Below are 12,241 nucleotides of genomic sequence, written 5' to 3'. Positions count from 1 at the left end.
CGGCGGACCGGCGAGGTCAGGACTCGAAGGTCGCGGACAGTGCCTCGGCCAGCCCCGGCACCAGGCCGGCCCCGGTCAGCACGTCGTTCGGCGAGTCCTTCTCCCGCAGACGCACGGCCGACTCCCGAGCGCCGTCGCGCAGGACGGCCACGGTCATCCGCACCTCCTGGCGGTCGGGGTGCTTGGCGACCCACTTGGTCAGCTGGGTGTCGTCGAGGCCTTCGGGGACGGAGGCCTCGGCGGACGGCGGCAGCATCAGCCGCTCCACCGTCATCGCGCACCCGACCACCGCGTCCGGCCAGGCGATCGTGGCGAGGAACTCGTCCAGCGCGGTACCTGCGGGAAGCTCCTCCTGCTCAATAGGGGTGAGTGCGGCGGCCTTCGAGCCGTCGCCGTCGAGGCCGAGCTGGGCGGCGAGGCCCGGCTCCTGGACCCGCAGCCGGGCGGTGTCGACGAGGGCGAAGAGCCGGGCGGGCTGATCCCAGCCGAGACCGGAGATGTATTCGTCGATTTCGAGCACCGCGACAGTGAGCGGGCTCGCGGCCATCGGAGGGCCTGAGGGGGAAACGTTGGACATGGACAACATCCTGCCTCCTTCCGCCCCGGGAACGGGAACTAGGTAAAGCCTCAGTAAGTTGCATAGGTGGGCTCTACGATCGCGGGGCCCCCTTCAACACGACCGCGAACTTTGAGGTGCGCACGTTGGCTTTCCAGATGCCGGACCGCGGCGGAGGCCCGACAGGGCCACGGATCAGAGTCGGCCGCCCGTCCCGGCGCGCCCGAACCCTGCTCATGACACTGGGCGTCCTGGCGATTCTCGCCATGGCGTTCGTCATGTTCGCGGGGTTCTGGACGGACTGGCTCTGGTACAGGTCGGTCGCGTATTCATCCGTCTTCACCACCACCCTGTGGACCAAGATCGGACTGTTCCTCGTCTTCGGACTGCTGATGGCCGTCGCCGTCGGCGTGAACATCTGGCTCGCACACCGGCTCCGGCCGCCGCTGAGCGCGATGTCGCTGGAGCAGCAGAGCCTGGACCGCTACCGGATGAGCCTCGCCCCGTACAAGAAGTGGGTGCTGCTCGCGATCACCGCGCTCGTCGGTCTGATCGCCGGAGCGTCCTCCTCCGGCCAGTGGCGCACCTGGCTGATGTACGTGAACGGCGTGTCGTTCGGGCAGAAGGACCCCCAGTTCCATCTGGACGTGTCCTTCTTCGCCTTCGACCTGCCCTGGTACCGCTTCCTGCTGGGCTTCGGCTTCGCGGCCACGGTGCTCTCGCTGATCGCCGCCGCGCTGACCCACTACCTGTACGGCGGGCTGCGCATCACCAGCCCCGGCGCGCGGGCGACGGGGGCGGCCACCGGTCACCTCTCGGTGCTGCTCGGCATCTTCGTCGCGCTGAAGGCGGTGGCCTACTGGCTCGACCGCTACGGGCTCGCGGTGAAGTCCAGCGACTTCAAGGCCACGGACAACTGGACGGGCCTTCGCTACGTCGACGCCAACGCCTACCTGCCGGCGAAGACCATCCTGTTCTGCATCGCCGCGATCTGTGCCGTGCTGTTCTTCGCGACGCTCTGGCGCCGCACCTGGCAGCTTCCGGTGATCGGATTCGGGCTGATGGTCCTCTCCGCGATCCTGATCGGCGGGCTCTACCCGGCGATCGTCCAGAAGTTCCAGGTCCAGCCGAACGAGCAGGCGAAGGAAGCCCCGTTCATCCGGAAGAACATCGAGGCCACACGGGACGCCTACGACATCGACAACGCGCAGGTCGACGACTACACGGGCAAGAGCACCACGGATGACGAGACGAAGCTCCGTGCCAGTGCGGACGCGGCGGCCAGCTACCGGGTGATGGACCCCAACGTCGTCTCCCCGGCCTTCCAGCAGCTCCAGCAGAAGAGGAACTACTACCAGTTCCCCAAGACGCTGGATGTCGACCGCTACAAGGACGAGTCCGGCAAGGAGCAGGACACGGTCATCGGTCTGCGCGAGCTCAACCTGCAGGGCATCCCCAAGCGCAACTGGATCAACGACCACTTCACCTACACCCACGGCTACGGTGCGATCGCCGCCCGGGGTACCACGACGGGCAAGAACCCGAAGGGATCTCCCGACTTCACCGAGTCAGGACTGCCGACCACCGGTGAGCTGGGCTCGTACCAGCAGGAGATCTACTACGGCGAGAAGACCGAGCAGTACTCCATCGTCGGCGGGCCCCAGAAGGAGCTCGACTACGAGGAGGACGGCGAGAAGACCACCAGCTACAAGGGCAAGAGCGGGGTCAGCCTCTCCAGCGCGTTCAACCGCGCCGCCTACGCGGTGGCGTTCAGCGAACCGCAGATCCTGTACTCGGGAGCCATCGGCGACGGCTCGCGGATTCTGTACAACCGCACCCCCAAGGAGCGGGTCGAGGCGGTCGCCCCCTGGCTGACCATCGACGGCGACGCCTACCCGGCCGTCGTCAACGGCCGCATCCAGTGGGTCGTCGACGCGTACACCACGACCAACGGCTACCCGTACGCCTCGCGCACGACCCTGGGTGACACCACGGCCGACTCGCTGACCACCAACCAGCGTGCGGTCGTCGCCCAGCAGAACCAGGTCAACTACATCCGCAACTCGGTGAAGGCCACCGTCGACGCGTACGACGGCAAGGTCAAGCTCTACGAGTGGGACACCGAGGACCCGATCCTCAAGACCTGGCGCAAGGCGTTCCCGGGGACCGTGCAGCCCAGGACGGACATCCCGCAGGACCTCATGGACCACCTGCGCTACCCGCAGGACCTGTTCAAGGTGCAGCGCGAGCTGCTGACCCGCTACCACGTGGAAAACCCCGCCCAGTTCTACAGCGGCAGTGACGCGTGGCAGGTCCCGGACGACCCGACCAACAAGGAGTCCGGTGCGGTCCCGCCGTACTACCTGAGCATAAAGATGCCGGATCAGGCGGCTCAGAAGTTCTCGTTGACGACGACGTTCACTCCCAAGGGGCGGCCCGACCTCGGGGCGTTCATGGCGGTGGACGCCGATGCGTCCAGCAAGGACTACGGCACGATAAGACTGCTGAGAGTCACCACCACGGTGAAGGGCCCCGGCCAGGTACAGAGTGAGCTCAACGGCAACGACGACGTCGCCGAGTTCGTGAGAAACCTCAAGGGCACCGACTCCGACATCGAGTACGGCAACCTGCTGACGGTGCCGCTCGAAGGGGGCTTCCTCTACATCGAGCCGGTGTACACGCGCGGTGGCACGCAGAACTATCCGCTGCTGCGCAAGGTCGCCGCCTCGTACGGGTCGAAGATCGTCTTCGAGAACAGCCTCGGTGAGGCGCTCAACGCGGTCTTCGGGGCGGACGGCTCCGACACGAGCCAGCCACCGGCCGAGACCACGCCGCCACCGGGCGACACCACGGAGCCGCCGGCCACCGGCGACGCCGCGCTGAAGAAGGCGATCGCCGATGCGCAGAAGGCCTATACGGAAGGCGAGGCAGCCCTGAAGAAGCAGGACTGGGCCGCCTACGGCAAGGCCCAGACGGATCTGCAGGACGCGTTGCAGCGGGCGGCTGCCGCCCAGCCCAAGGCCGGCAGCACCGATAAGACGGACAAGGCCGATAAGCCTGACAGCACCGCGAGTGCCGACAGCGGCGGCTGAGTAACCCGGTAAAGCTTCACCTTCGCGCCGTGGTACGGTTTGAACACAACGGCGCGGGGTGGAGCAGCTCGGTAGCTCGCTGGGCTCATAACCCAGAGGTCGCAGGTTCAAATCCTGTCCCCGCTACTGAAAGACGAAGGCCCGGATCCTTTCGAGGATCCGGGCCTTCGCCGTGTCGCCGTGACTTTTCTGTGCAGTGGGCGTGAAGTGCGGTTTACGGGGCACGAGTTGGAGAAGGACATGCTTGACTTGTCTCTCTGTGGGCAAGTCGACAAAACGCTGAAGTGACCTCACTGGCCGCGATATACCAGGTGTACGCGGGTTACAGGTGGTGCGACGATGGTATTTATGGGGGACAGGGCAACTCTGTTGGAGACAGGGCGGTTTGTTCAGCGTCACGCCCATCCGGCGGAAAACGTGATGGATGTGGCATTTGCCGCCGCCGCACGGTACAACGACTACATCGAGACCGCCGAGACTGCGGAGTGTGCCGCGACCGTCGAGAGTGCAGAGACCGCAGAGTCCGCGGACGGCGTGGAGAACGCCGAGGGCGCGGAGACCGCAGAGAGTGCGGACAACGCCGAGAACGAGGCGCGGCACCGCCGTGCCGCCGACGCCGGGGACACCGCGTCGATGAGCGTCCTCGGCGCGCTGCTGCTGCGCCGGGGCGACCTGGCCGGCGCCGAAGCCTACCTGCGTGCGGCCACTGCCGACGGCGACCGTGCCGCGGCCAACAACCTGGGCGTGCTCCTGCATCAGCGCGGGTATCCGGACGAGGCGGCCGACTGGTGGCGGATCGCGGCCGTCGCCGGCTCCGCCGCCGCCGCGCACGCCCTCGGGCGCCACTACCGCGAGCGCGGCGACGAGCCCGGCGCCGAGTACTGGCTGCGCCAGTCCGCCGAGCAGGGCCACGCGCTGGGCGCGTACGCCCTCGCCGACCTGCTGGAGCACCGCAGCGACGTCGGCGCCGAGCGCTGGCTGCGTGCCGCGGCCGAGCAGGGGCACCGCGAAGCCGCGTACCGGCTGGCACGCATGGTGGAGCGCAACGCGGCGGACGACGCGCACGACGCGTTCGGCCGCCCCGGACTGGGTCCCCGCACCGGAACGGACGGCAAGGCGCCCGCCACCGGCCGGGGCCGGGCGGCCGTGCGCAAGGACGACAGCCCCGTCGCCGGACCCGGGACGGGTCGGGTCGGCGAGGCCGAGCAGTGGTACCGGCAGGCGGCCGCGCGCGGCCACCGGCGTGCCGCCCTGCACCTCGGGGCCATCCTGGAACAGCGCGGCGAGCTGAAGGAGGCCGGCCGCTGGTATCTCATCTCCGCCAAGGCGGGCGAGGCGCGGGCCGCGTGTGCCCTCGGCTTCCTGCTCCGTGACGCGGGCGACCGGGAGAGCGCGGCCGTGTGGTGGCTCCGCGCCGCCCAGGAGGGCGACGGCAACGCCGCCAACGCGCTCGGTGCGCTGCACGCGGCCCGGGGGGAGCAGCAGACCGCCGAGCGCTGGTACCGCGCGGCCATGGACGCCGGTGACGTCAACGGCGCGTACAACCTGGGGCTGCTCTGTGCGGCCCAGGACCGTACGGCGCAGGCCGAGCAGTGGTACCGGCGCGCCGCGTACGCCGGTCACCGGGAGGCCGCCAACGCACTGGCCGTGCTCCTGCTCCAGGCGGGCGACGCGACCGGCGCGGAGCCCTGGTTCTCCAAGGCGGCCGAGGCGGGCAGCGTCGACGCCGCCTTCAACCTCGGCATCCTGCACGCCGGGCGCGACGAGGACCGGGCCGCCCTGCTCTGGTACGAGCGCGCCGCGGCGGCCGGCCACACCGAGGCCGCGCTCCAGGTCGGCATGGCGCTGCTCCACCACGGCGAGGAGCGGGAGGCGGAGCGGCATCTGCGCTGCGCCGCCGGTGGCGGCAGCGCGGAAGCGGCCTTCCGGCTGGCCGGGGTGCTGGACTCGCGGCAGCCGCCGCCGGGACCGCCCGCCCTGGGCGAGCCGATGCCGGAGAAGACCGAGTGCGAGGAGTGGTACGAGCGTGCGGCCGAGCAGGGCCACCGCCGGGCCCAGGTGCGCGTCGGGATGCTCGCCGCGGCCCGGGGCGACGTGGAGAGCGCCGGGCACTGGTACCGGGAGGCGGCCGAGGCGGGCAGCCGCAACGGGGCCTTCAACCTCGGTCTGCTGCTCGCCCGCGAGGGCAGTGAGCGCGAGGCCGCGCTGTGGTGGAGCCGCGCCGCGAACGACGGGCACGGGCGGGCGGCCCTGCGCCTCGCCCTGCTGGCCGCGCGCCGCGGTGAGCTCACCGAGGGGCAGCGGTGGTGTGCGCGGGCGGTCGAGCTGGGGCCGGCGGAGGTCTCGGAGCGGGCTGCGCGGTTGCGCGAGGCGCTGCATCAGGAGCTGACCGCGTAGGCGGGTGCGGGGCGGGCGCACGGGGCGGGCGCGGTGCCTTCGGCCCCGCCGCGTCCTCAACCGCCGGACGGACTTGATTCGCCCGGCGTTCTCGGGCGCCGGCCGGTGTGCTGAATCGCCGGCTGGGCTCGTCCCCGAAGTGGCGGCTGGGAAGTGATTTGCGCTGGTCCGGAGGGGTGACGTAGTGTGGGGATCACAACGACGCGGGGTGGAGCAGCTCGGTAGCTCGCTGGGCTCATAACCCAGAGGTCGCAGGTTCAAATCCTGTCCCCGCTACTTAAGACAGAGGGCCGGATCCTTTGAGGATCCGGCCCTCTGTGCATGCGCCCCACGAGGCTGTCCGGCTCAGGGCTTGTGGCCCACCGCTTCGCTGTACATCGCGCGGTCCACGGCCTTCTCCTCCGGTACCGGCGTGCCTGTCGAGACGCCCGAGTCGGCGTACGCCTTCTGCACCCGGTCCGTGGTGCCCTTCCTGATCTCCCAGTCCATCCGCATCGACGGCGTCGACCGCAGGGTGGCCTCGTCGGTCTTCATCAGCCCGGCGAGTTCGGTGACGAAGGCGGGGTCGGATTTGTAGTCGCCGGCGAAGTAGGTGTTCACCGTGCGGATGTAGGCCCGGAGGAAGGCGACGCCCGCGTCCGGGTCCTTGTTCAGCAGCGTCGGGCCGAACAGGAGCCCGCCGAGCGGTTCGCCGACCGGCTGGCCGCCGAGGAAAGCGTACTTCTTGTCGCCGTCCACCTTGCGCCAGATCGGGTCGAGCAGCCAGGCGGAGTCCACGCCCCCGTTCTGCAGGGCGGTCAGTACGTCCGCGGAGCCGAGCTGCTGGAAACTGATCTTGTCGAGGCCGCCGCCGTGCTTCTTCAGCGAGGTGTCCATCGGATAGGCGATCACCGAGCCCTTGCCGATCATCGTGCCGAGTTTCCGGCCGGCCATATCGACGTGACCGGCGCTCTCGCCGTCCTTGAGGCGCACCCACAGGCCGCTCTTGGAGGTCGGGTCGGGGGAGAAGTTGCCCGCGACCCATTTGATGTCGAAGCCGCCGTTGATGCCGTTCATCACCGCGGCCTCCGGCGCCGCCCACTGGGCGTCGACGTCCCCCTTGGCGAGCAGGGGCAGGGCGTCCGGGGTCGGGAGCACCTTCAGCTGGACGTCCAGGCCCTCTTTCGCGAACTCGCCCTTGGCCAACGCGACCTGGAGGGGTGCGACGTACTCCGCGCTCAGCGTGCCGGTGGCCAGGACGATCTTCCGCTTCTTCGCCAGCGGCCGGGCGGCGGGGGCGCCCTTGTCGCAGCGTGCGGGCTTGCGGTCGGGCGCCAGGTCCGAGGGATCGGTCCAGCTCCCGGCGCCGCAGCCCGCGACCGGCTTGACGGTGCGGGGCGCGGCGTCGGCGGTGTCGCCGCCCGACGAGTCGTTCCCGGCGCAGCCTGCCGCGCCGAGCAGGGATGCCGCCACGAGCACGACGGTGCAGGTGAAGGGGGTACGTGTGCGCACAGTGCCTCCGTACGAAGAGCGGGGTGGGCCGTTCACGACTGGCTGCGGCCGCGGTCGCGCGGGGCCCAGGGGGTGAGCAGCCGGCCGGCGATCCGCACCACTTCGGAGAAGACGACACCGAGTACCGCCACGCAGACGATGCCGACGAACATCACATCGTTCTGGAACAGCGCCCGGGAGTCGAAGATGAGGTGGCCCAGTCCGTCGGCCGCCGCGATCTGCTCCGACGCGACGATGACCAGCACCGCCACCCCGGCCGCGATCCGCGCGCCGACCAGTACCGCGGGCAGCGAGGCCGGCAGGAGCACGTGCCGGAACATCTGCCAGGGCGAGGCGCCGAAGACCTGCCCCGCGTCCCGGTGGCCGACCGGTACGGCGAGCACGGCCGCCATGGTCGAGATCCAGACGAAGAAGAAGACGGTGGCGGCGACCAGGGCGATCTGCGGCCCTTCGCCGAGGCCGAACATATTGAGGAAGACCGGCAGCAGGGCCAGTTTCGGTACGACGTACAGGGCGTCGAGCAACGGTTCCAGCGCCGCCCGCACCAGGGCGAGCGAACCCATCAGCAGGCCGAGCGCGTAGCCCGCGACCGTGCCGATCGCGTAGCCGCCGAGGACCCGCTTGAGCGTTGCCCACACATCCGGCCACAGATCTCCGTCGGCGGCCCGGTCCCAGCCGTCCGCGAAGATCGTGGAGGGCGCGGGATAGACGCGGTCGTCGATCCAGGACCTGGCCGCGGCCAGCTGCCAGAGCAGGACCAGGAGCAGTGGTACGGCGACGGCGAGCGCGATTTCGAGGGTACGGCGCCTGCGGTGGGTGCGTACGGGATGCAGTTCCTGCGGGCCCGGCCTGCGGACCAGCACCTGCTCGTCGCCGCCCGCGGACTTCACGACGGTGCTCATACCAGGGCCGCCTCTCCGCGGACCTCGCCGCGCAGCAGATCCCACAACTCGCTCTTCAGCGCGGTGAATTCCGGCGTCGAGCGGATGCCGCCGGTGCGCGGCCGCTCGAACGGCGGGCGGCGCTCGGCGATGATCCGGCCGGGCCGGGCGGACATCACGAGCACCCGGTCCCCGAGCACGATCGCCTCCTCCAGGCTGTGGGTGATGAAGAGCGTGGTGGTGCGGGTGGTCTGGGTGAGCTCCAGCAGTTCGTCCTGGAGGATCGTGCGCAGCTGGGCGTCGAGCGCCGCGAACGGCTCGTCCATCAGCAGGATCTCGGGCTCGACGGCGAGTGCGCGGGCGATCGCCACCCGCTGGCGCATCCCGCCCGAGAGCGCGGCGGGGTAGGCCCCGGCGAATTCGGCGAGCCCGATCCGGGACAGCCAGTCGTGCGCCCTGGCATCGGCCTCCTTGCGCGGTACGCGCTGGATGTCGAGGCCGAAGCGGACGTTGGCGAGGACGGTCTTCCAGTCGTAGATCCCGTAGTCCTGGAAGATCATCGCGGCCGGCCGGGGCGCTGTCGTACGGATGGACAGTTCACCGGCGCTGGGGCGCAGCAGTCCGGCGGCAATCCTGAGCAGGGTGGACTTGCCGCAGCCGGAGGGGCCGACGATGCAGGCGAACTCGCCCGGCACGATGTCGAGATCGACCGGCCCGAGGGCGGCCAGCGCCTTGGCTCCCCGCCCGAAGGAGCGGGCGAGGGAGCGGGCGCGGAGTTTGGGGGCGTCGGTGGAGGGCGGTGACGGTGCTGCGGGGGGTGGGTTCGGGTGCGGGTCTCCCACGGGTCTCTCCTCGTGCGCAATCGAGGTGCGGAGCCGCCGCGGGGCGGCGGTGATCGCCGATGACGATATGACGACCCGTCAGATTCGGGAAGGGGGTGCGCGGGAGTCGGTGCCCGGGACGGCGCGAAGAGGCCCCGCGCCGGGAGTCTCCGGTGCGGGGCTCGGGGGTGGACGGGGTCAGGCGGCCGCGGCGCAGTTCGGGCAGATGCCGCGGTACGTCATCTCGACGCCGGAGATCATGAAGCCGAAGCGCTCGCCGGCCGGCAGGTCGGCCAGCGGGTCACCCGCCGGGTGCACGTCGCGGATGGCGCCGCAGGTCGCGCAGACCAGGTGGTGGTGGGGGCGGTGCGCGTTCGGGTCGTACCGCTTGGCCCGGCGGTCGGTGGAGACCTCGATGACCTCGCCGAGCGTCACCATCTCGCCCAGCGTGTTGTAGACGGTGGCACGGGAGATCTCGGGCAGCTTGGCGACGGCCCGTGCGTGGACCTCGTCGGCCGTCAGGTGCACATGCTCCCCGTCGAGTACCTCGGCCACGACGCGCCGCTGCGCAGTCATGCGCCAGCCGCGTCCACGAAGTCGTTCCAGCAGGTCACTCATGAGGACAAGCCTAACAGTGGAGGGGCCGTGTTCCGAACTGGTGTGACTTTGGATGTCTGCTTGACTTGGACTAAGTCCATTGTAGGATCGGAAACGGCGTAGGCCAAGGGACAGGCTGTGCACGCCGGGACGACATGACGAATGTGCAGGAATGACGCAGGAGGCGCACGTGACGCAGGGACCGCTCACCACGGAGGCCGGAGCACCGGTCGCCGACAACCAGAACAGCCAGACCGCTGGCGTCGGCGGTCCGGTGCTGGTGCAGGACCAGTCGCTGCTGGAGAAGCTCGCGCACTTCAACCGTGAGCGCATTCCGGAGCGCATCGTGCACGCCCGGGGCGCCGGTGCGTACGGCACGTTCACGCTGACCCGCGACGTCTCGCAGTGGACGCGTGCGAAGTTCCTCTCCGAGGTCGGCAAGCAGACCGAGACCTTCCTGCGCTTCTCGACCGTCGCGGGCAACCTCGGCTCCGCAGACGCGGTGCGTGACCCCCGCGGCTTCGCGCTGAAGTTCTACACCGAGGACGGCAACTACGACCTCGTCGGCAACAACACCCCGGTGTTCTTCATCAAGGACGCCATCAAGTTCCCCGACTTCATCCACACCCAGAAGCGCGACCCGTACACCGGCTCGCAGGAGGCGGACAACGTCTGGGACTTCTGGGGTCTGTCGCCCGAGTCCACCCACCAGGTGACCTGGCTCTTCGGTGACCGCGGCATCCCGGCCACGCTGCGCCACATGAACGGGTACGGCTCGCACACCTACCAGTGGAACAACGAGGCCGGCGAGGTCTTCTGGGTCAAGTACCACTTCAAGACCGACCAGGGCATCAAGAACCTCACCCAGGACGACGCCAACAAGCTGGCCGGCGAGGACCCGGACAGCCACCAGCGCGATCTGCGCGAGGCCATCGAGCGCGGGGAGTTCCCGTCCTGGACCGTGCAGGTCCAGATCATGCCGGCGGCCGAGGCGGCCACGTACCGCTTCAACCCGTTCGACCTCACCAAGGTATGGCCGCACGAGGACTACCCGCCGGTCGAGATCGGCAGGCTGGAGCTCAACCGGAACCCGGAGAACGTCTTCGCGGAGACCGAGCAGTCGGTCTTCAGCCCCGCGCACTTCGTGCCCGGCATCGGCCCGTCCCCGGACAAGATGCTCCAGGGCCGCCTCTTCGCGTACGGCGACGCGCACCGCTACCGCGTCGGCATCAACGCCGACCATCTGCCGGTGAACCGCCCGCACGCCGCCGAGGCGCGGACGCACGGCCGGGACGGCCACCTGTACGACGGCCGCCACAAGGGTGCGAAGAACTACGAGCCGAACAGCTTCGGCGGTCCGGTCCAGACGGACAGGCCGCTGTGGCAGCCCGTCCCGGTCAACGGCGACACCGGTACCCACGAGGCCGCCGTGCACGCCGAGGACAACGACTTCGTCCAGGCGGGCAACCTCTACCGGCTCTACTCCGAGGACGAGAAGGCCCGGCTGATCGACAACCTCGCGGGGTTCATCTCGAAGGTCTCGCGCGACGACATCGCCGAGCGCGCCATCGGCAACTTCCGCCAGGCCGACGGCGACTTCGGCAAGCGGCTCGAAGCCGCGGTCCAGGCCCTGCGCGGCTGAGGACCGCCGCCGGTCGTGGGCGGGCGCGGGGTGGGGCGGCGCACCGGCGGTCCCGCCCCGCGCCCGCGTGTCCGCTGCCGTGCGCGGGGGCGGACCGGTCGTCCGCAGGGTCGTTCAGCCGACCAGCTCCACGGGGTGGCGCCCGGCCGGCGCCCAGCAGCGGATGATGTCGCGCACCGACACGACACCGACCGGGCCGATGTCGTCCAGCACGATCAGATGCCGGAAGCCGCCGTGCGTCATGGCCGCGGCTGCCTCCTCCAGGGTCCAGGCGGGCGCGGCGAAGACCACGTCGGTGGTGGTGTGGGTGGCGGCTGTCTCGACGTCGGGGTTCTGGCCCGATCCGACCGCGTTGAGGATGTCGCGCTCAGTGAGAATGCCGAGACCGCAGGTGTCCGGGTCGTGGACGACGGCTGCTCCTACGCGGCGTACCGACATCAGCCGGGCTGCCTGGCGGAGGGTGTGGGTCGGGCCGATGGTGAGGACCACCGTGCTCATGGCGTCACGGACGAGCATGAAGGGAGCCACCTCCTTCGTGAAGCGACTGCGTGAGCCGATTCACAAGTTCACAAGTGGGGGGACTCTTAGAGTCGCACTGTTGAGGAGCGGCAACAAGGGGTGGTGAAGATCGTTCGAGGGGCGTGCGGTGGTGCGGCACGCCCCTCGTGGTTCCGGCGCGCCCGCTGAGGCGCCCTGTATCGCCGTTGCTGTTCAGGCGGTTGGCCCGTACCGGCGGGGTTCTCTCCGGCGGATTCCGCTCGGGC

Annotated in this window: 9 protein-coding genes and 2 tRNA genes; 5 read left to right on the top strand and 6 right to left on the bottom strand. The window is 69.9% G+C overall.

The window, feature by feature from the left end; all coding sequences use genetic code 11:
- Positions 1–16 precede the first annotated feature (16 nt).
- Positions 17–586: a PPA1309 family protein gene (locus tag OG322_RS11160; RefSeq protein ID WP_241200130.1), complete on the bottom strand. Its 570-nt coding sequence runs from the start codon at positions 584–586 to the stop codon at positions 17–19.
- 128 nt (positions 587–714) lie between these two features.
- On the opposite strand from OG322_RS11160, the gene OG322_RS11155 reads away from it, so the two are divergent.
- The 4 genes from OG322_RS11155 (at position 715) to OG322_RS11140 (ending at position 6,321) form a co-directional block, all read left to right on the top strand.
- The gene (locus OG322_RS11155; RefSeq protein ID WP_206432401.1) at positions 715–3,648 is read left to right on the top strand and encodes a UPF0182 family membrane protein; all 2,934 of its coding nucleotides are present in this window, start codon (positions 715–717) and stop codon (positions 3,646–3,648) included.
- Between the two features lie 52 nt (positions 3,649–3,700).
- Positions 3,701–3,774: transfer RNA gene (locus tag OG322_RS11150), tRNA-Met, on the top strand.
- Between the two features lie 213 nt (positions 3,775–3,987).
- Positions 3,988–6,045: a tetratricopeptide repeat protein gene (locus OG322_RS11145; RefSeq protein WP_185095393.1), complete on the top strand. Its 2,058-nt coding sequence runs from the start codon at positions 3,988–3,990 to the stop codon at positions 6,043–6,045.
- 202 nt (positions 6,046–6,247) lie between these two features.
- Positions 6,248–6,321 (top strand) — tRNA-Met (locus tag OG322_RS11140).
- Between the two features lie 69 nt (positions 6,322–6,390).
- Here the strand turns inward: OG322_RS11140 and OG322_RS11135 are convergent.
- The 4 genes from OG322_RS11135 to OG322_RS11120 all read right to left on the bottom strand — a co-directional run bounded on the left by OG322_RS11135 (position 6,391) and on the right by OG322_RS11120 (position 9,856).
- Positions 6,391–7,536 carry an ABC transporter substrate-binding protein gene (locus OG322_RS11135; RefSeq protein ID WP_329306367.1) on the bottom strand — a complete coding sequence of 382 codons (1,146 nt, stop codon included), beginning with the start codon at positions 7,534–7,536 and terminating at the stop codon, positions 6,391–6,393.
- A gap of 32 nt (positions 7,537–7,568) precedes the next feature.
- On the bottom strand, positions 7,569–8,438 hold the full coding sequence (locus OG322_RS11130; protein WP_123461535.1) for an ABC transporter permease: 870 nt from the start codon (positions 8,436–8,438) through the stop codon (positions 7,569–7,571).
- Positions 8,435–9,259, bottom strand: coding sequence for an ABC transporter ATP-binding protein (locus OG322_RS11125; protein WP_123461536.1), 825 nt, complete (start codon positions 9,257–9,259; stop codon positions 8,435–8,437). The genes OG322_RS11130 and OG322_RS11125 overlap by 4 nt, the downstream gene beginning before the upstream one ends.
- Before the next feature lie 177 nt (positions 9,260–9,436).
- Positions 9,437–9,856, bottom strand: a complete 420-nt coding sequence (locus OG322_RS11120; protein ID WP_123461537.1) for a Fur family transcriptional regulator — start codon at positions 9,854–9,856, stop codon at positions 9,437–9,439.
- A gap of 151 nt (positions 9,857–10,007) precedes the next feature.
- On the opposite strand from OG322_RS11120, the gene OG322_RS11115 reads away from it, so the two are divergent.
- The gene (locus tag OG322_RS11115) at positions 10,008–11,477 is read left to right on the top strand and encodes a catalase (RefSeq protein ID WP_123461538.1); all 1,470 of its coding nucleotides are present in this window, start codon (positions 10,008–10,010) and stop codon (positions 11,475–11,477) included.
- Between the two features lie 114 nt (positions 11,478–11,591).
- On the opposite strand, the gene OG322_RS11110 is transcribed toward OG322_RS11115, so the two are convergent.
- On the bottom strand, positions 11,592–11,993 hold the full coding sequence (locus tag OG322_RS11110; protein WP_123461539.1) for a CBS domain-containing protein: 402 nt from the start codon (positions 11,991–11,993) through the stop codon (positions 11,592–11,594).
- Positions 11,994–12,241 lie beyond the last annotated feature (248 nt).

It is taken from the genome of Streptomyces sp. NBC_01260, assembly GCF_036226405.1.
Lineage (GTDB): Bacteria > Actinomycetota > Actinomycetes > Streptomycetales > Streptomycetaceae > Streptomyces > Streptomyces laculatispora.
This window is presented reverse-complemented; position numbering and strand designations above follow the sequence as displayed.

Excerpts from the sequence above, each read along its gene's own strand:
- OG322_RS11155 (WP_206432401.1), top strand. The coding sequence starts at position 715 with ATGCCGGACCGCGGCGGAGGCCCGACAGGGCCACGGATCAGAGTCGGC.
- OG322_RS11160 (WP_241200130.1), bottom strand. The coding sequence starts at position 586 with ATGTTGTCCATGTCCAACGTTTCCCCCTCAGGCCCTCCGATGGCCGCG.
- OG322_RS11145 (WP_185095393.1), top strand. The coding sequence starts at position 3,988 with ATGGTATTTATGGGGGACAGGGCAACTCTGTTGGAGACAGGGCGGTTT.
- OG322_RS11110 (WP_123461539.1), bottom strand. The coding sequence starts at position 11,993 with ATGCTCGTCCGTGACGCCATGAGCACGGTGGTCCTCACCATCGGCCCG.
- OG322_RS11120 (WP_123461537.1), bottom strand. The coding sequence starts at position 9,856 with ATGAGTGACCTGCTGGAACGACTTCGTGGACGCGGCTGGCGCATGACT.
- OG322_RS11115 (WP_123461538.1), top strand. The coding sequence starts at position 10,008 with ATGACGCAGGAGGCGCACGTGACGCAGGGACCGCTCACCACGGAGGCC.
- OG322_RS11130 (WP_123461535.1), bottom strand. The coding sequence starts at position 8,438 with ATGAGCACCGTCGTGAAGTCCGCGGGCGGCGACGAGCAGGTGCTGGTC.